This window comes from Natronobacterium texcoconense, assembly GCF_900104065.1.
In the GTDB taxonomy this organism is placed as follows: Archaea; Halobacteriota; Halobacteria; order Halobacteriales; family Natrialbaceae; genus Natronobacterium; species Natronobacterium texcoconense.
Map to the genome: position 1 here is coordinate 211,407 of NZ_FNLC01000004.1, position 16,873 is coordinate 228,279.

Annotated in this window: 18 protein-coding genes; 9 read left to right on the forward strand and 9 right to left on the reverse strand. The window is 63.9% G+C overall.

Features of this window, described 5'->3' with window-relative positions:
- Nucleotides 1–179: 179 nt before the first annotated feature.
- Both BLR35_RS17125 and BLR35_RS17130 read right to left on the reverse strand, forming a co-directional pair.
- Nucleotides 180–1,424 carry a LeuA family protein gene (locus BLR35_RS17125; protein WP_449289335.1) on the reverse strand — a complete coding sequence of 415 codons (1,245 nt, stop codon included), beginning with the start codon at nucleotides 1,422–1,424 and terminating at the stop codon, nucleotides 180–182.
- Nucleotides 1,425–1,749: 325 nt separating this feature from the next.
- Complete coding sequence (locus tag BLR35_RS17130) at nucleotides 1,750–2,343, reverse strand: winged helix-turn-helix transcriptional regulator (protein WP_090384694.1); 594 nt, start codon at nucleotides 2,341–2,343, stop codon at nucleotides 1,750–1,752.
- A 220-nt stretch (nucleotides 2,344–2,563) separates the two neighbouring features.
- Here BLR35_RS17130 and BLR35_RS17135 point away from each other — a divergent pair, with 220 nt between their 5' ends.
- The 5 genes from BLR35_RS17135 to BLR35_RS17155 all read left to right on the forward strand — a co-directional run bounded on the left by BLR35_RS17135 (nucleotide 2,564) and on the right by BLR35_RS17155 (nucleotide 6,757).
- Complete coding sequence (locus tag BLR35_RS17135; RefSeq protein WP_090384697.1) at nucleotides 2,564–2,863, forward strand: hypothetical protein; 300 nt, start codon at nucleotides 2,564–2,566, stop codon at nucleotides 2,861–2,863.
- A complete protein-coding gene (locus BLR35_RS17140) occupies nucleotides 2,860–4,104 on the forward strand; it encodes an NAD(P)/FAD-dependent oxidoreductase (protein WP_090384700.1) in 1,245 nt (414 codons plus the stop codon). The genes BLR35_RS17135 and BLR35_RS17140 overlap by 4 nt, the downstream gene beginning before the upstream one ends.
- 10 nt (nucleotides 4,105–4,114) lie before the next feature.
- Nucleotides 4,115–5,830 carry a nucleoside recognition domain-containing protein gene (locus tag BLR35_RS17145; protein WP_090384703.1) on the forward strand — a complete coding sequence of 572 codons (1,716 nt, stop codon included), beginning with the start codon at nucleotides 4,115–4,117 and terminating at the stop codon, nucleotides 5,828–5,830.
- A gap of 118 nt (nucleotides 5,831–5,948) precedes the next feature.
- On the forward strand, nucleotides 5,949–6,404 hold the full coding sequence (locus BLR35_RS17150) for a ferritin-like domain-containing protein (RefSeq protein WP_090384705.1): 456 nt from the start codon (nucleotides 5,949–5,951) through the stop codon (nucleotides 6,402–6,404).
- Nucleotides 6,405–6,466: 62 nt separating this feature from the next.
- On the forward strand, nucleotides 6,467–6,757 hold the full coding sequence (locus BLR35_RS17155; RefSeq protein WP_090384708.1) for a DUF5779 family protein: 291 nt from the start codon (nucleotides 6,467–6,469) through the stop codon (nucleotides 6,755–6,757).
- 82 nt (nucleotides 6,758–6,839) lie between these two features.
- Here the strand turns inward: BLR35_RS17155 and BLR35_RS17160 are convergent, their stop codons facing one another.
- On the reverse strand, nucleotides 6,840–7,337 hold the full coding sequence (locus BLR35_RS17160) for a YciE/YciF ferroxidase family protein (protein ID WP_090384710.1): 498 nt from the start codon (nucleotides 7,335–7,337) through the stop codon (nucleotides 6,840–6,842).
- 123 nt (nucleotides 7,338–7,460) lie between these two features.
- A complete protein-coding gene (locus tag BLR35_RS17165; protein WP_090384713.1) occupies nucleotides 7,461–8,150 on the reverse strand; it encodes a VOC family protein in 690 nt (229 codons plus the stop codon).
- 93 nt (nucleotides 8,151–8,243) lie between these two features.
- Between BLR35_RS17165 and BLR35_RS17170 the strand changes: the two genes are divergently transcribed.
- Nucleotides 8,244–8,933, forward strand: coding sequence for a hypothetical protein (locus BLR35_RS17170; protein ID WP_090384716.1), 690 nt, complete (start codon nucleotides 8,244–8,246; stop codon nucleotides 8,931–8,933).
- A 62-nt stretch (nucleotides 8,934–8,995) separates the two neighbouring features.
- The gene (locus BLR35_RS17175; RefSeq protein ID WP_090384719.1) at nucleotides 8,996–9,424 is read left to right on the forward strand and encodes a JAB/MPN domain protein-containing protein; all 429 of its coding nucleotides are present in this window, start codon (nucleotides 8,996–8,998) and stop codon (nucleotides 9,422–9,424) included.
- 185 nt (nucleotides 9,425–9,609) lie between these two features.
- On the opposite strand, the gene BLR35_RS17180 is transcribed toward BLR35_RS17175, so the two are convergent.
- The 4 genes from BLR35_RS17180 to BLR35_RS17195 all read right to left on the reverse strand — a co-directional run bounded on the left by BLR35_RS17180 (nucleotide 9,610) and on the right by BLR35_RS17195 (nucleotide 13,960).
- On the reverse strand, nucleotides 9,610–10,848 hold the full coding sequence (locus BLR35_RS17180; RefSeq protein ID WP_090384722.1) for a mandelate racemase/muconate lactonizing enzyme family protein: 1,239 nt from the start codon (nucleotides 10,846–10,848) through the stop codon (nucleotides 9,610–9,612).
- A gap of 66 nt (nucleotides 10,849–10,914) precedes the next feature.
- A complete protein-coding gene (locus BLR35_RS17185; RefSeq protein WP_090384725.1) occupies nucleotides 10,915–11,988 on the reverse strand; it encodes a glucose 1-dehydrogenase in 1,074 nt (357 codons plus the stop codon).
- Nucleotides 11,989–12,127: 139 nt separating this feature from the next.
- Nucleotides 12,128–12,778 (reverse strand): bifunctional 4-hydroxy-2-oxoglutarate aldolase/2-dehydro-3-deoxy-phosphogluconate aldolase, encoded by a 651-nt coding sequence (locus BLR35_RS17190; RefSeq protein ID WP_090384771.1) that lies wholly within the window; start codon nucleotides 12,776–12,778, stop codon nucleotides 12,128–12,130.
- A 120-nt stretch (nucleotides 12,779–12,898) separates the two neighbouring features.
- Nucleotides 12,899–13,960 (reverse strand): TrmB family transcriptional regulator, encoded by a 1,062-nt coding sequence (locus BLR35_RS17195; RefSeq protein WP_090384728.1) that lies wholly within the window; start codon nucleotides 13,958–13,960, stop codon nucleotides 12,899–12,901.
- Between the two features lie 142 nt (nucleotides 13,961–14,102).
- Between BLR35_RS17195 and BLR35_RS17200 the strand changes: the two genes are divergently transcribed.
- Together BLR35_RS17200 and BLR35_RS17205 are read left to right on the forward strand one after the other, a co-directional pair.
- Nucleotides 14,103–16,163, forward strand: coding sequence for a DUF7997 domain-containing protein (locus tag BLR35_RS17200; protein WP_090384731.1), 2,061 nt, complete (start codon nucleotides 14,103–14,105; stop codon nucleotides 16,161–16,163).
- Between the two features lie 125 nt (nucleotides 16,164–16,288).
- Nucleotides 16,289–16,507 (forward strand): twin-arginine translocation signal domain-containing protein, encoded by a 219-nt coding sequence (locus BLR35_RS17205; RefSeq protein ID WP_139169322.1) that lies wholly within the window; start codon nucleotides 16,289–16,291, stop codon nucleotides 16,505–16,507.
- 27 nt (nucleotides 16,508–16,534) lie between these two features.
- Here BLR35_RS17205 and tnpA read toward each other — a convergent pair.
- A partial coding sequence (gene tnpA, locus BLR35_RS17210) for an IS200/IS605 family transposase (RefSeq protein ID WP_090384733.1) occupies nucleotides 16,535–16,873 on the reverse strand: 339 nt, incomplete at its 5' end.

Sequence of the window (16,873 nt, forward strand, 5' to 3'; positions counted from 1 at the left end):
CGAACGCGCTGCTGTCGTCCCGACTGCGAGCCGACAGGGAAGCGCGCGACGTCATTACTGAACGGATACGCACCTCGAGGGACATAACTGTTGCGAGGGGGGCAACGTTCGCGGCCGATCGACGGGCGCGTTCGCGACAGCCGCTGCTCGCGGCCGGTGGCTAACGGAGGTGACATTCCTTAGACTCGCACCTCCTCTTGCTCCTGCTGACGGTCGACGTCAGCCTCTTCTGCGAAGCGCTCTAAGTCGCTGACCGTGACGCGCTGTTTCTCGGCTCCGTAGTCTTTGACGCGGCGGGTGACCGCGCGTACCTGCTCGTCGGTGGGGTCGAACCCACACTCCTGCAGGCGTTCACGGACCGAGTGGGTCCCGGTGTGTTTCCCCATGACGAGTCGGCGCTGTGCACCGACCATCTCAGGGGTCATCACGCCGGGTTCGAAGGTGTCGGAGTTTTCGATGACGCCGGCGGCGTGGATGCCGCTCTCGTGGGAGAAGGCGTTGTCGCCGACGACGGGCTTGTTGCCCGGCGTGTCCATCCCGCTTTTCTCCTCGACGACCTCCGAGAGCTCGGTGATGCGGGTCGTGTCGATCCCCGTATCGGTCTGGTAGAGCGACTCGACTGCCATCACGTACTCCTCGTAGGCGGCGTTGCCGGCCCGCTCCCCGATGGAGTTGACCGAGACCTGTGCCTGGTCCGCGCCGGCCTCGATGCCGGCCAGTGCGTTGGCAGTGGCCAGCCCGAAGTCGTCGTGGGTGTGGACGTCGATCCGCGCGTCGGTGTGGGCCGTGACCTTCTCGATCAGGGCCCGGAACCGGCCGGGGGTGGCGACGCCACAGGTGTCGGGGATGTTGATCCAGTCGACACCCGCCTCCGTGACCGCTTCGATCACGTCGATGAGGAACTCCTCGTCGGTTCGCGTCGCGTCCATCGGCGAGAACATGCAGGTCGTTCCCGTCTCGACGACGCGTTCGACTGATTCGACTGCGCGCTCCCGGACTTCGTCTCGCGTGGCGTGCATCGAATCCTCGATCTGGACGTCACTGGTGGATACGAAGGTGTGTACCATCTCGACGCCCGAATCGAGCGCCGCGTCGATGTCCTTGTCGACGACGCGGGCCAACCCGCAGGTGGTCGTCGACGTCGAGGAAGCGATGTCACGAACGGCCTCGAACTCCGCGTCGGAGTTGACGGGGAACCCTGCTTCGATGACGTGGGTCCCCATCTCGTCCAAGATCGCGGCGATCTGCCGTTTGTCGTCGTACGAGAACGAAGTGCCGGGCGACTGTTCACCATCCCGGAGGGTGGTGTCGAAGACACGTGCTGACTCTATTTCGTCAGTGGAATCTAACGTGCCCTGGAAGAACTCGACCCCCCTGACTGGTGTCAGAGGACGGATCGTCTTGTGCAGACATTGTAGTCGAATCCCAGGCGGGAGGACGTATATAAATCTGGTGCTGAAAGCGGAATCGATCGATACGTTGTCATGGTATGGTGTCGCAATCGAAGAGGAAAACCGCACGACACCAACGACCTTATACAGATAATACGTGATGGTATCATATGAGTCCGGTTGGCGGCTGTCAGCGGTAAACGGGGTTTACCACCGAGTAATTGGGGGTCTCGAGCGGACGATCGCGCTGGCGCGCGCCCTCGAGTTGACGGATGGGCACCACGACGACAGTATCGGTCGGTAATCTGTGTGTTCGTCCAGAAAAGACGCCTCTCGTGATCAGTCGTCCATCGAACCGTCACTCGAGTGCATCCTGATGGGATTCGTACCGGCTGACGTACCGGTCTTCACAGGACGTACAGCAGAACGTCTTGACCTTGCCGCCGACCGTCGCGGTCACCCCGTCGCCGGTGACCTCCTTCCCACAGACCACACACTCGAGTGCGAAGCCGTCCGCCGAAACGCCGACCACGCGGTCGGATCGCGACAGCAGCGTGACGTCGTACCCCTCGAGATCCGCGAGGTCGAGTTCCGTCTCGAGCCACGACCGAACGTCGTTGCCCGCAAGCGTCGCCTGCACCAGTATCCGGCCGTCCATCCCCTCGTAAATGCCCTCGACACCTTCGAGGTCCGCCGCCGCTCTGTAGACGTCGTCGACGGCGGCCGGCGTCGGCTCGAGTTCGACCAGTGCGGCCGTCTCGCCCCGTAACTTCTCGCGGTCGACGTCGATCGTGAATCCCTGGATAACTCCCTGCTCCTCGAGCCGAGAGATGCGGTCCGAAACGGCGGGCGGCGTCAGGCCGACGTGGTCGGCGATCTCGCTGTACGGTCGGCGAGCGTCTTCGGTGAGGAGTTCGAGAATCTCGAGGTCCGTCTCGTCGAGGTCGCGCATACGAGTGGGTTCGTGTGGGAGCGAAAAGAGTGTGTCCCGTCTCGAGAGCGAGTACACCGGCTTCGGACGGGTTGCCTTTCGGTCGCTGTCTTCCCGTCGATCGTCCGTTTGGCCTGTGACCATTATAATATCCTATCCCAGTTCCTTAGCAGCATTTATTAATAAGGTGCATTGTGTTAGTAATATCGTGAACAGGGTAACGATAACGGACGACTCGATAATGTACGATCTCGCCGCCAACCCGTGGCTTGTAGCGACAGTGACGCTTATCGCCCTCTTCGTCGGCGGATCGGCTGGACTGGCAGGTGGCGGTCCGATCAGTCGCCAACTGGCGGTTGCCACACTGATCACAGTGGCCGTCGGCGGCGGCTCGTACTGGTTCCTCTGTCGGCTCACACTGACCGTGACCGGTGGGACCGGGACGTATCGAATCCCACGGCCCGCCCATCACCGTCCCAGAACCGAGCGGAGTGACGAGAGACGAGACGCAACCGACTCGACTACGACGAACGCCCGATGACGCTACCGAAACACGTCGACGTCGCAGTCGTCGGTGCGGGTGCGGCCGGTATCGGGACCGGTCTGGCCTTGTCGATGCTCGACCTCGAGACGGTAATCCTCGAGCGAGACGAGCTCGGGGCGTCGTTTCGCCGGTGGCCCGACGAGATGCGGTTCATCACGCCATCGTTCCCGAGCAACAGCTTCGGTCTGACTGATCTGAACGCGGTCACGCCGAACACCTCACCCGCAGTCACGCTCGAGCGAGAACACCCGAGTGGTGACGAGTACGCCGACTACCTCGAGGCGGTCGCCGAGTTCCACGAGTTGCCGGTCGAGACGGGCGTCGACGTGACCGGGATCCGACGTCGGAACGAGACGACTGCGACCTCGGCCGCTGAATCGACGGCGGAACCGGCCGTCGACGGCGGCACTGCACGCGAGGAGTCCGACGACGACAGCGGCTTCGTCCTCGAGACGAGCGAGGGCTCGATCCATAGCGAGTACGTCGTCTGGGCAACCGGACAGTTCGGTTCCCCGCGGACGGACGTCTTCCCGGGAGCAGACTCGTGTCTCCACACGAGCGACGTCCGGTCGTGGACCGACCACGCGTCGGCGAGCGACGAGGACGAGTTCCTGATCGTCGGGGGCTACGAAAGCGGCATCGACGCTGCCGTCGCGCTCGTCGAGGCCGGCTGTCGGGTGCGCGTTCTCGACCGCGGCGAGCCGTGGGCGACACGCGGTCCCGATCCGAGCGAGGTCCTGTCACCGTACACCCTCGAGCGCCTCGAGTCAGTCGCCGATACGGATCGCCTGCTCGTCGAGGGTGGTGCCGTCGTCGAGGAGGTCAGTCGCGGCGATGACAGTCAGTTCGAGATCCGTGCGCGTGCCGCCGACGGATACGAACTCGAAACGGGCGAATCACCGACCTACACCGTCCCGACGAAACCGATTCTCGCGACCGGCTTCGAACCGAATCTGGGCCCGGCCGACGATCACTTCCCTCGCGAAGAGGGGACGATCCAGTTGACCGATCGGGACGAATCGCCGACGATGCCGGGCCTGTTCCTCGCCGGTCCGGAGGTAACACACGAGGGAGTCAAGTTCTGCTTCATCTACAAGTTCAGGGCCAGGTTCCCCGTTATCGCCGAAACGATCGGGAATCGTCTGGGCGTCGAAACCGATCCGCTCGAGGTCTACCGGGAGCAGAACATGTACCTCGAGGACCTGTCGTGTTGCGAACCGGATATGTGTGACTGTTAGGAGAGCGTGAATGACGAGACAGACCGAACCTAACCAGACTGCAACGGGAGGCACCGATCGAGAGACAGTGGTCGTCGTCGGCAAGGAGAGCGTCGGCAAGTCCGAACTCGTCTCCTCGCTGACCGGCGACCGGCCGACGAGCGGGAACTTCCGCGGGACGACCGTTCGTAGCGAACGGTACGTGACGTCGTCCTACGAGTTCGTGGACACACCGGGGCTCGTCCTGGACCAGGACACCGAAGCCACCCGCGACGCGCTGGCACAGGTAGCCGACGATGAGACCGTGATGCTCGTCGTTCCGGCGACGGACGTCGACGAGGACCTCGAGGACCTGCTTCCGCTGGTCGAAGACCACCTCGGGATCGTCGTCGTCACGTTCTGGGACAAGGTCGAGGACACCGACGAGACCGGTCGCGCACTCGAGATGCTGAGCGCCGACCTCGGCGTGCCGATCGTGCCGGTCGACGCCCGCGACGTGGCCCGACCGATGACCGACGGCGGCACGGTGAGCGACGGCACCCCGTCCGGAGGGCGAGATGCCTACGCGCAGATTACGAACGCCCTCGAGCAGCCGGGTCCGTTTCCGGGACAGGCTAGACGACGCGTCGGAACGCGGATCGAGCCACCGAGGACGATCCTCGAGTGGCCCTATCTCGGCCCGCTGGTGAGCGCCCTCCTGTTGCTCGTCCCCGCGATGATCGCAGTCTGGTTCGCAAACACGCTCGCCGGCGAACTCGATCCGTTCGTCGCCGCGGCGTTCGATCCCGTGGTCGCGCGGGCGGCAACACTGCCGGAGCCGTTCGCGACCGTCCTGGCGAGCGAGTACGGTTTCCTCTCGATGGGGCCGTTCCTGTTCGTCTGGGCGGGCCCGACGATGCTCGTCTTCGCGGTCGTCCTCGGCGTCTACAAGAACACCGGGTTGATTACACGGATGACAGTCTCCCTGCACCCGACGATGCGACGGTTCGGACTCTCCGGAAGAGACCTCGTCCGCGTCGTCATGGGTTTTGGCTGTAACGTTCCGGCGGTGGTGAACACCCGGTCGTGTTCGGACTGCACCCGATGTACGACGATCTCCGCGATTTCGTTCGGGTCGGCCTGTTCCTACCAGTTCCCGGCTACTCTCGCCGTCTTCGCCGCCGTCGGGATGAGCTGGCTCGTTGGACCGTACCTGTTCGTACTCGCCGTGACGACGCTGCTCTACGTCGCCGTGATCGCGCCACCGGAAGCGCGCCAGTCGTCGATGATAATCGACCGGCGAACGTTTCTCCAGTGGCCGGATCCGAAAGCCGTCGCTCGCGAGGCCTGGAGCGCATTACGCGAATTCTTCGTGAAGGCGTTACCGATCTTCGCGCTCATCACGTTCGTCGCGGCGATACTCGATCGACTCGGCGTCATCGATTCGCTGGGATCGATCCTCGGGCCGGTGATGGGGCTGTTCAACCTGCCCGCCGACGTCGCGTTGACGGTCGTCCTCGCGTCGATCCGGAAGGACGGAATCGCCCTGCTGACCGCAGACGGCGGTGGCGCGACGGCTCTTTCCCCGCTACAGGTGCTCGTCGCCGTCTATCTGGCCGGTGTCTTGCTACCCTGTCTGGTGACGGCGTTTACGGTCGCTCGAGAGGTGTCGCCGAAGTGGGCACTGACGATGATGGCCCGACAGATGGCTGCCGCGATCGGCTTTGCCGTCCTGATCGCGTGGGGCGGAACGATGTTGATCGGCTGATGGTGGACGAATCACAGCAATTCGACACTCACGACGGTTACGACACTGGTTCGACGGACGGACGACACTCCGAGTGCGTGTGAGTACTTTATCCCCGTTCGTGGTAGCCCCGCCCGCAATGACGACCGACGAAATCACCGACCTGCTGACCGAGGCGTACCTCGACGAACTCGAGACCGTGATGAACTACATGACAAACGCCATCGTCCTCGATGGCATCCACGCCGAGGAGGTAAAGGAGAGCCTCGAGGAGGACATCCAGGAGGAACTCGAGCACGCTCGCATGCTCGGCCAGCGACTCAAGCAACTCGACGAGTCGCCACCTGGCTCGGAGGCATTCGAGGCACAGCAAGCGAATCTCCAGCCTCCCGAGGACACGACCGACGTCCGGTCGGTCATCGAGGGCGTCCTCGAGGCCGAAGAGGACGCGATCGAGACGTATCGGTCACTGGCGGCGGCCGCGGACGACGCGAACGATCCCGTCACGGAGGACGTGGCGGTGACGTTGCTGGTCGACGAGGAAGCCCATCGGACGGAGTTCCGCGGATTCCAGAAGGAGTTCCCGACGGACTAGGGGGGCGTTTGCGTTCTCAGTGGAGAGGAACGTTTTTCTCGTCGCGCTTCGAGGGAGCCCACATGAGCGACTTCGACCTCGATCTGCGGACGGTCGAGGAACACATCGACGACGAACTCGACCTCGAGGGCAGCATCGTTCTCGGCATTCTCGACGGAACGACGCCGGCCGACGAGTGGCTCGAGACGATCTCGAACGGAAACGTGCTCGTGCTCAACGTCGAAGGCGACGTCAACGAACTGGCGGCTGGTTTCGCCCGCGACGTCAAGGAAGCCGGCGGGAACCTGGTTCACTTCCGGGGATTTCTCATCGTAACGCCCCCTGGCGTAGACGTAGATACGGATCGACTCTAGGCCGTCAGGGACGGGGGTCCGCGTTCTGATTGCCGGACAGCGAAAAGAGGACAGGACGACGGAATCCAGCTGCTTCGCTCTCTCACTCCGAGACTGTCAGTTCGCCGTAATCGAACGATTCACCCATCTCGGAGAGGCTGTCGAGTTCGTCCTGTTCCTCACGGAGGGTCTTCTCGAGCAGGTCCGCCATCTCGTCCATCCCCATCTGGTCGGCCATCGGGATGAGGTTCCCGTAGGTCGCGATCTCGTAGTGCTCGCTCTTTTGCCCGGCGGCGATGTTGAACCGATCGATGGCCTCGTCGCTCGGGTCCTTGCTCATGAACTCCTCGTGCGCCTCGATCATCCCCTCGACGATCGGATCCTCCTCGGGTTCGGCGTCGGCGTCGAGTTCGTCGAACACCTGCTCGATGCGATCGATGTGCACCTCGGTCTCCTCGCGGTGTTCCGCGAATCCTGCCTTGAGTTCGTCACTCGAGGAGGTCTCCTCGAGTTCCTCGAGCGCCTCGAGGAGTTGCTGTTCGGTGTAGTAGGCGTGTTTCAGTCCGGATGCGAAGAGGTCTTCAGTGGAGTCGATGGTCATGGGTGATCCGTGTGGGCCGACAGTGGTTCTGTCGATAAATCGGGGGCCTGCACCTGAGCGGATGGATTCGATGGAGGTCTCGGACCTCAACGCTACGGATTCGCCGAAAATGTCCGCACGTGGCTACGGATTCGTCGCGAACGTCAGTACGTGACCGTCCGGATCTCGGACGACGACCCGCTCGTCTTCCACCTGATTGACCTGTGTGACGCGGTCGGAAACGGCCTCGAGCGCGGCCGTCGGCTCGCTGGTCTCGAACCCGAGGTCGACGTGGACGCCGCCGCGGGCGTCGGCGATCCCGAGGTGTGGTTCCCACAGTTCGAGCGCCATCGGCCCGTTCATCCGGACGCGAGTCCGATCTCCGCTGGTGTCGACCGTCTCGAACCCGAGTTCGGTGTAGAACGATTCGGCGCGCTCGAGATCCTCGACCTCGAGGACGACCTCGAAGATCCCGTCGATTCCCGGCCCCTCGACGTCCTGCTGGCCGAGTTCGACGCAGTTGCCGTCGGGATCGTACAGATACAGCGACTTCGCGGGGCCGAACTGGGCTTCGTCCAGATCGTACTCGTCCTCGAGTCGGCCCCACCAGTCGTCGTATTCGCCTGCGGGAATTGAGAACGCGAAGTGGGTGTGGAGGCCACCGCGAGGAACGCTGGTCGGTCGCCGAAGTACGAGATCGGTGTCGCCCGCAGCGAGGACACACTCGTTCTCGTCTTCGTCTCGAGCGGTCATCCTCAGTGTGTCCTCGTAGAACGTCCGTGCCGGTTCGAGGTACTTGACCTCGAGTCCGAGCCAGGCCAGCCGGGAGAGCATGTGCCTCCCTTCTCGGAGCGAGGTCAAAGAACCGTCGCCGAGAGACCGACCGGTTCTCCCGCGTTTATAGTCCCCAGGCGCGTATACAGACCCATGACCTTCCGAATCGACGAACGAGCGACAGACTTCCGCGAGATTGACCGCTTCGACGGCGGTGTCGGCTGGATCGCCCACCCCGACGAACGGATGCAACGTGCGAGCCACGCCCTCGCAGTCGACGACGAGGTCTGGGTGATCGACCCCGTCGACGCCGAAGGACTCGACGATCTGCTCGCCGAGTTCGGCGAGGTCGCCGGTGTCGTCGTTCTCCTCGACCGCCACACGCGCGACGCCGCGACCATCGCGGCCCGACACGACGTTCCGGTCTACCTGCCGTCGTTCTTCGAGGGCGTCGCCGAGAAACTCGAGGCGGACACGCCGATCGTCCGGTTCGAGGACGAACTCGCGGATACCGGTATCGTCTCGTACCCGCTCGTCGACAGCCGGTTCTGGCAGGAAGCCGTGCTGTACGACCGCGACCGACGGACGCTGGTGGTCCCCGAGTCGCTCGGAACGTCGGCGTACTTCCTGACCGGCAGCGAACAGCTCGGCGTCCACCCGATGCAGCGACTCCGTCCGCCTCGAAGCGCGCTCGGCGGACTATCCCCAGATCGCGTGCTCGTCGGTCACGGAGACGGGATTCTCGAGGGGGCGACCGCCACGCTCGCGGACGCCCTCGACGGCTCACGACGGCGTGCACCGTTCCTCTACGCCAAGACCGTCCGGTCGCTGCTCCCCATCTGAACTCCCCCGAGGATGACAGTGTAGGGGGATACATCTAACTACCGTCAGCGCCTACTACGACCGTGGTCTACATCACGCGTGCACTCGTCGACGTCTTGCTCGATCTCGCCAGCGACGCCGATCCGGATCGCCTGACGACGGGCGTCTCGATCACTCCTGCACGCGAACTCGAGGGCCGCGACGCCGACGCGATCCCGCCGGAGACCCCGGTCTTTACGGACTTCTTCCTCCCCGACCCTGGCAACGCCGTCAACGCCGTCTTCGGCGTCGACCTCTCGACGCCCGCTCGCCAGGCCCAGGGGCAGTTCGTCTCCCACCCCGTTCGCGAACTCGAGGTGACGAAGCGCGACGACCTCGCCGAGGTGATCTTCGTCGCCGTCCCACCCTGGTCCGACGCCGAGGACTCCTTCGGCGCGTTCGATCGGGCTGGGGAACGACAGCCGCTCGAGATCATCGAGGCACAGCCACCCGAGCAGTCGCTTTCGGAGTGATACCGAGCGGACGACGTTTTCGTTCGACGACGCCTCGAGAGGGAATTGAGAGATAGAATCAGTCGTAGGCCGCTCGAATCGGCAGTTTACGCCTCGTCGAACAACGCTGAGCAGACCTCAGCGAGCCTGACGAGGCGTAAGCCTCGTCAAACAGCGCAAATCGAAGATTTGCTGGCTCGACGAAGCTACGCTTCGTCGAAGAGTTCCTCGCCTTCGACCATGTGTTCCTCGACGACGTCGAGATCCAGCGTGACGCCCAGACCGGGCGCTTCGGGGATCTCGATGTAGCCGTCCTCGATGACGTCCTCCTCGACGAGGTCCTCCCACCAGCCGAGTTCGTAGGAGTGGTACTCGACGGCCAGCGAGTTCGGAATCGCCGCACCGACGTGGGCACTGCCCATCGTCGCGACCGGCGAGGCGACGTTGTGCATTGCAACGGGAACGTAGTACATGTCCGCTAGATCCGCAATCTTTCGGGTCTCGCGCATGCCGCCGACTTTTGGCATATCGGGCGCGATGATGTCGACCGCCTGCTCCTCGAGCAGTCGGCGCTGCCCGTGTTTGCGGTAGACGTTCTCGCCGACGGTGATCGGCGTCGTCGTCGACTGGGTAACCTCGCGCTGGACGTCGTGGTTCTCCGGCGGCACGGGGTCCTCGAGCCACCAGACGTCGTACTCCTCGAGGCGCTTCGCGAGTCGCTTCGCGGAGCCACCGGAGAACGTCCAGTGACAGTCGAAGGCGACGTCGGCGCGGGAGCCGACGCGTTCGGTGATCGCCTCGACGATGCTCGCTTTGTGTTCGATCTCGGGCCCCCGAAGGTGGCGGTTCGCGCGATCCTTCTCGTGGCCGGAGGGAACGTCGAGGTCGAATTTGAGGGCGTCGTAGCCGAGTTCCTCGACGACGCGTTCTGCTTCGTCGGCACAGGCGATCGGGTCGGCTTCCTCCTCGGTGTGACAGTCACAGTAGACGCGTACCTCGTCGCGGTATTTCCCGCCGAGAAGCTGGTATGCGGGTACCTCGAGGATCTTGCCCGCCAGGTCGTGCAGTGCGACCTCGATCCCCGAAATCGCTGTCACGGTAACGCCGCCGATCGAGCCCTCGCCGGACATCTTCTGGACGAGGTGTTCGGTCAGGCGATCGATGTCGAGTGGGTTCTCGCCCTCGAGGAAGGGTGCCATTCGCTCGATGAGTTCGGGTGCTCCGGCCCCCCAGTACGCCTCACCCGTGCCGACGATGCCGGCGTCGGTGTAGATCCGGACGAGCGTCCAGGGGAAGTTGCCGTCGACCATCGTCGTCTGGACGTCCGTGATCTCGACGTCCCGTCCGCCGCCACGCTCGCGTGTGACGTTCATCGTCTCCGCGGAGAGGTCCCGCATCGTATACTCCGCGTTCGGGTCGTGAAGATCCGTGTAATCGACTCCCATAGGAAAAATCATAACTCGAAAGCAAGTAATAGTTTCCATCACGTCCCGCTCGAGGGCGAGGACGGACTACAGCGAGGCGAACTCGACGGCCGTCTTCACGACGTCGTCGCCGGTCTCGAAGGCCTTCTGGTACTCTTCTATGCCGTAGACGCCGGTCACGAGGTCGTCGGTGAACCAGTCGGGAAGCTGTGTGAGGGTGTCGACGGCGGACTCGAAGTGGCCGCGATGGGAGTTGACGGTGCCGACCAGCGCCTTGTTGTGCAGGACCATCTCGCGGTGGAGTCGACCCCCGTCGACCTCGAACTCCCAGGGTTCCGGAACGCCGAGCAGGGCACCGACGCCGTTCGGGGCGAGCGCGTCGACGGTTTCGACGGCGTGTCTGGCGTACCCCGTGGCCTCGTAGACGAAGTCGACCGCCTCGTACGCGTCGGGAATCTCGGGGACCGGCGTCTCACGGGAGTCGATGTAGGTCGCACCCAGTTTCTCGACGGCGTCGATCGTCGGATCCGGCCGGTCGCGGCGACCGAGACAGTAGGTCCGGTCGAACTCGAGGACGTCCTCGAGCATCGCCAGCGTGAGCAGTCCGAGCGAGCCGTTGCCGAGCACCAACGCCGATTCTGGCTCCCAGTCGAACGCCGACCGGGAGGCGAAGGCGTGTTCGAACGCCTTCTCGGAGATACTGATCGGTTCGACGAGAAAGCCCAGTGACGCCAACTCCTCGGGAATCTCCACGAGGTACTCCGCCGGACTGGTGAAGTATTCCGCCATGAACCCGTGTTCGCCGACGATTCCGCGTTCGACGTACTCGCCGTCGGGCGCCATGTCGGGCTCGCCGCGCTCGAAGTAGTCGTTCGTGCCGACCGCTGTCGGCGACCGTCGGACGGTCGGGACGACGACTGCTCCTTCCTCGAGGGCCGTCCCGTTGGAGTCCTCGACGACGCCGACGGCTTCGTGTCCGAGTACGAGTCGGTCTTCACCGGCGGGCACTTCCCCGTGGTGTCCCGCGATAACTTCGTGGTCGGTTCCGTCGACGCCCACTCGTAGCGTTCGAACCAGGGCCTCGCCGGGCTCCGGTTCTGGCCGTGGCCGCTCGACGAGCGTCGGTTCGCCGGCCCCTGGTTCGACAGCGATCGCTTTCATAGCCGGGACAACGCACCCCACGAATAAAGGATTTACCGTATTCGTAGTAAATACTGAAACTGGCTGGAAACCGTCGTCACGGCTACCGAATTTCGAACTAACGGCGAAAACGAGAGGCCGATACGCGTCGAACGAACACCTATTCTCGTGCGTCGTCGACGGCCTCGACGAACGTCGCTGCACTCTCCCGAACCCGATCCATGTCGCCGTCGGCGATCGCCTCGTCGTCGACGATCGCACCGCCCGCACCGACGGCGAGCGCGCCCGCCTCGAGGTACTCGCCGGCGTTGCCCGCCGAAATCCCGCCGGTCGGAATCACGTCGACGTCCCCGAGTGGCCCCTTGATCGCGCCGATGTGTCCGGGTCCGACCGTCGACGCCGGGAACAGTTTGAGCAGGTCGGCGCCGGCCTCCATCGCGGTCACTGCCTCGGTCGGCGTCATGATCCCCGGCGCGGCGAGTACGTCGTGTCGGTTACAGGTTCGGACGACGTCGACCTCGAGGTGTGGCGAGACGACGAACTCCGCGCCTGCATCGATCATCGACTGTGCGGTCGCAGCGTCGAGGACGGTGCCAGCACCGACGACCGCGTCGGTGTCGGCCAGTTCCCGCGTGACGGCGGCCATCTTCTCTCTGGCGTATTTTCCGTCGGCCGTGATCTCGATCGCGGCGACGCCACCCTCGTGGATCGCTCGAGCGACGGGGACAATGTCGTCCTCGTCGACGCCACGGAGGACGGCGACGACGCCGCCCTCGGCAATGCGGTCGCGAACTGCTCGAACGTCGGTCATCGTACTCGGTACCTCCATTCGAGAGTGCGTGGATACGTACGATTGCTGCCAGTGATCCGTCGAGTCATTACGCTCGACGTTCTCCCCCTCGATCCATGAAGTTTACTCACAGAATAAAGCCTACTCCTCGAGCGGCCGGATCGTCACCGACTCGGCCTCGAAATCCTCGAGGAAGGCACCAGTGCCGCCGACGCTGTACCGGTCGCCGTCGACGTCGATCTCGAAGGCGTTCTCGATCGGAACCGTCGACGTGGCCGGTCGAACCAGGCTCTGGCGGACGTCGACGATCTCTCCCGAGAGCGTCGACGGGAGGTCGCGCTCGCCGACTGGTGTCCCCTCGACGGTCGCCTCGAGTCGAGTGTCGGCCGCCTGGTGGAGGGCGATCTGGAAGACGGCGTTCCGGAATCCCTCGTACGTTCCCGGGAGGTCGGCCGGCGGTGCGACGTACTGTTCTTCGGCAGTCGGCCAGTAGTTCGCCAGGAACGAACCGGTGAGGACGGGGACGAGCTGTTCCTGTGAGAGAGCGATCGCTCGCGTGTCGCTGGTCGAACTCGTGAGAATCTGGCTGGGTGCCAGCAGTCCGTGCTGGCGGTCGACCGTCAACATCGTGGGCACGAGCGCGTCCCACGTCCGGACCGTACTCGCCGTCCCCGCGACCGACGCCGCGTCGATCTGGTCCCCGTCGGCCGTCCCGACGAGCAACAGGACGAGGACGTCACGGTTGGCGGTCTCCTCGAGTGTAGACCGGACTTGTGGCAGGACCGACGCGGGCAGTGACAGCGTCACCTCGTCTCCTGCCCTCGCGAGTAACTCTTCGATTCGTTTGAGAACCGTCTGGCGGGACTTGATCACCTCGAACTGCTCGCCGGTTCGTTCGGTCGTCGTGTACCGCGACTGCAGTTCCGGCTCCATCTCCTCGACGCTGTGTGTGAGCCGTTCGACGACGGTCTCCGGATCGACCGGTCGAACGACCGTCGGCACCGCGTGGTCGTCGACCTCGACGAAGCCCCGTTCCTCGAGTTCCTCGCTGATGCTGTAGACGTAGCGTTTGGAGACGTCGGCGGCGTCGGCGATCGTGCTCGCTTTCGACTCCCCGTGATCTAGAATCGCGAGATACGTGTCGATTTCTTTCTCCGAGAGACCGAACCGCTCGAGCAGCCCAGCGAGACCGTCAGTGTCCATGAGTAGTCAGTACTTCACGAATTGCGGCGATGGATGAAAAAGATTCGCGGTCAGCGACGAGAACCCAGCGAACGATCGTTGCAAAAGTAGGAATACATTTTACAACAAATTTTAGACAGTGGGGAGCATACCGGACGATACGATGAAACTTCACAGTGCCCTGAACGACGTCAAACGGTCGCAGGGTGATCCTCATCTGTTTCCTGGGGAGCGGCGGTCGACGACAGGTCTGTTCTCGGGCCTCGACGAGCGACTCGTTCACGTCGCCCCCGACGGGTCGGTCCGGGACTACTCCTACCCGCTCTCGGGACTGGTCGGTATCGAGCAGTCCCGGTTCGGCCTCGAACTCGAGGACGACGTCCACTGGTTCGAGGACGGTGACCAGCGCTACGTCGAGGACACGGCAGTCGTCGAGACCGTCCACTCCGTCGGCCCGGTTACGGTCGTCCGGTACGACGTCACCGTCGGCCGACTCCATCTCACACACTTCCGACTCGAGGGCGACGACCTCCCCGACTCGCCGTCGATCCACGCCTGCCTCGGGTTCGCACCAGAGGGTCGAGTCGGCCGAACGGGCCAGCTCCAGCACGACGACGTCGTCGAGATCTACCACGAACGGGAACGCGACTACGTCGCCGCCTCGACCGACGTCGAAGTCGCGGGCCAGATTCCGCCGAACTTCGCGGAACTGCTCGACGCCGACCCCGTCGAACTGCCACGGCCAGACGCCGACGGCCGATACGAAGAGACTTCTCTCAGTCCGATCGCGACGGTCGAGGCCTCGCTGACTGGAGCACAGCCCAGCACGACGATCGCGACGCTTCTCACCGAGGCGAGCGAGGCCCGAACCGAGGCGCTCGAGCAGATTCGTGCCGGCGCCGCTGACCACGCCGTCGGCGACGCCGTTCTCGAAGTCGGTCGTTCCCAGGCTCGCGGCTTCTTCGACGGGCTGAACGGCGAAACCCTCGAAGAATCCTCGCGAAACGGTGCCAGCGCCGACCTGCGAACGCTCGGCCTGCTACGGGGGCCGAACGGCTCCCGGATCGCCGGCCCCGAGTTCGACCCGTTCTTCCGATACTCCGGCGGCTACGGCTACACGTGGTTCCGTGACGACGCCGAAATTGCGACGTTCCTGCTCGCTGCCGACCGGCGTGCCGATCTCGGTCTCGAGGACTGGCACCGCCGGAGCGCACACTTCTACGCCGAAACGCAACTCGAGGACGGCACCTGGCCCCACCGAGTCTGGCCCCACAACGGCGAAATCGCCCCCGGCTGGGCTCACGGCCGACTCGAGGAAGGGAGCGAAGACGTCGACTACCAGGCCGATCAGACTGCAAGCGTCGCGACCTATCTCGCGACCTACTTGCGAGTCGTCGATGACGAGGATGACGTGGTCAGAGCGGCGCTTCTCGCCGCCCTCGAGGGACTCGACGACACGCTCGCCGAGGACGGTCTCCCCGAGCGCGTCCAGAACGCCTGGGAGAACATGACCGGGCGCTTCACCCACACGGCCGCGACCTACCTCGAGGCGTACGCCGCGATCGCACGCGCTCCAGTTGCCGACGAGTATCGCGAGCGAGCGGCCGACCGTGCCCGCGAGGTCTACGAGGGGCTGGACCAGTTGTGGGTCCCCGAGCGAGAGTGTTACGCGCTCCGACTCGACGACGGCGAACTCGACGACCGACTGGACGGCAGCACGTTCGCGCTCGCGGGCGCTCACCTCGAGTACGACGCCATCGCCGAGGTCGACGACGACCGCATCGAACAGCTCATCTCCCATCTCGAGAACACGATCGACGGCCTCTATCGCGACCCCGACGGTCCGATCGAGGGACTGGCGCGCTTCGAGGACGACCCCTGGCGCGTTCGCGACCAGAACGAACCGAAAGTCTGGACGGTGACGACCGCCTGGGGAGCCAACGCCGCCGCCGAACTGAGCGGACTACTTGCCGCCCGCGACCACGACGATGCAGCGACGTTCGACGACCGCGCACACGACCTCCTCGCGCTCGTCGAACCCGGCGGGACGCTCCGTCGTGCCGGCGAGTACCTGCCGGAACAGTTGTTCGACGACGGCACGGCCGACAGTGCGACGCCGCTTGGCTGGCCCCACGCGCTCAGGCTTGCGACGGCGACCGCGCTCGAGGAGAGGGACGTCTCCGGCACGAAAGCACACGCTGACGAACCGACGGTTCAGGACTGACTGGTTCTCGCGTTTATCGACCAGGACAACCGGGGCTTGATCGCTCAATACTGGTCACAAATATCGTATTGAACGTGTTGACTGTCGCAATATTGAATACGTAGTATGATGGCGACTGTCACGCAATGGAACTTGACAGGCGGTCAGCACTCAAGGGTATCTGCGCAGCAGGGGCAACGTTGCTCGTCACCGGCGTTGCGTCGGCAACTGACGAACAGGCACGCTATATCGCACGAACGACGGATGAGGGGGCTGACGTGGAATCCGCTGGATTCGACGTCCTGAACGAACTCGCGGGTGGCGATATTCTACAGGCGGAGCAGGCCGAGTGCCTCGGGGCTTGACCCCGAGGGTGAAGGCCGTAAGCCCCACTAAACATGTTCCGTCCGCTCGATATACTGCTCAACCGTTTCGGTCGAGACATCGCCTGCCGTTCCGACGTAGTACGATTCCTTCCAAAATCCGCCACCCCACAGGTATTCCTCCAAGAACGGTTCGTGCTGTTCCCACATCTCCCGTGCCGTGATGCTCTTAACCGTCCGCACGATTTCGCTCGGTGAGTGCTTCGGATGGGCTGACAGAAACAGGTGTACGTGGTCGGGAGAAATGTGGAGTGCTAGTATCTCGTAGCCGTACTCGTCGCACACATCGCGGAAACTCGCTTCCAGTGATTCCTCGATTGGTTCGAGAATCGCATTGCGATACTTCGA